The organism is Thiolapillus sp. (assembly GCF_048562965.1).
Lineage (GTDB): Bacteria > Pseudomonadota > Gammaproteobacteria > Chromatiales > Chromatiaceae > Thiolapillus > Thiolapillus brandeum_A.
Map to the genome: position 1 here is coordinate 1 of NZ_JBHNMF010001151.1, position 829 is coordinate 829.

Below are 829 nucleotides of genomic sequence, written 5' to 3' on the forward strand. Positions count from 1 at the left end.
GCGCAGCAGCAATCCGCCACCGTCCGAAGTGATTCGCCCACCGTCAAAGCGGCCAATCACCTCGCGCCGACCCAGGGACTGATATTCCAACTGTTCTGGTTTACACTCTGTATTCATAGGCTTCTTTGTTTTGTCGCTGGTAAGTGATTGGTAACCCTTATTTTATGCAACAAAAAGAGGCCTATTTCCAGTGGGGCGGTGAAATTTCCGGGCTAGCTGCAGCCTGGCGAGGTGATCAAACTGCTGGCAGAAATCGGTATCCTGCTGCTGCTGTTCGAAGTGGGACTGGAAACCGATATCCGCAAGCTCATGCGGACCGGGCGCAGCTCATCCATCGTTGCCTTTGGTGGTTTCCTCATTCCTTTCGTACTGGGATTCTTCCTCGCCCACCAGCTGTTTGATTTGTCGGTCCTGGTATCGCTGTTCATCGGAGGCGCACTGACGGCCACCAGCATCGGCATCACCATACGTGTGCTGACAGATCTGCACCAGCGCAACACACGGGAAGGTCAAATCGTGCTTGGTGCAGCCGTTCTCGATGATGTACTTGGTGTCGTACTGCTGGCACTGCTGTACGAATTTTCCATTGCCGGTGGTATTACCCTGGCCAACACCAGCAAGGTACTGGCGTTCATCGGCCTGTTTTTCATACTCGCGCCCATCGCCGCTAAGCTCATCTCCCTGCTGATAAAACACTTTGACGACATCAGGGTGAGTAGACCGGCGGAATCTCACCGCCAGCCCCTCGCAGAACCGTACGTGACACTCTCGCGTCATACGGCTCCCATCATTCGGCCCTTTGCTTGTCCGCTCCAGTGCACGAAAACGT

General features: G+C 54.6%; 1 protein-coding gene. It reads left to right on the forward strand.

The window, feature by feature from the left end:
* Nucleotides 1-231 precede the first annotated feature (231 nt).
* On the forward strand, nucleotides 232-829 hold a 598-nt coding region (locus tag ACOCD2_RS22950), incomplete at its 3' end, for a cation:proton antiporter (protein ID WP_293675461.1).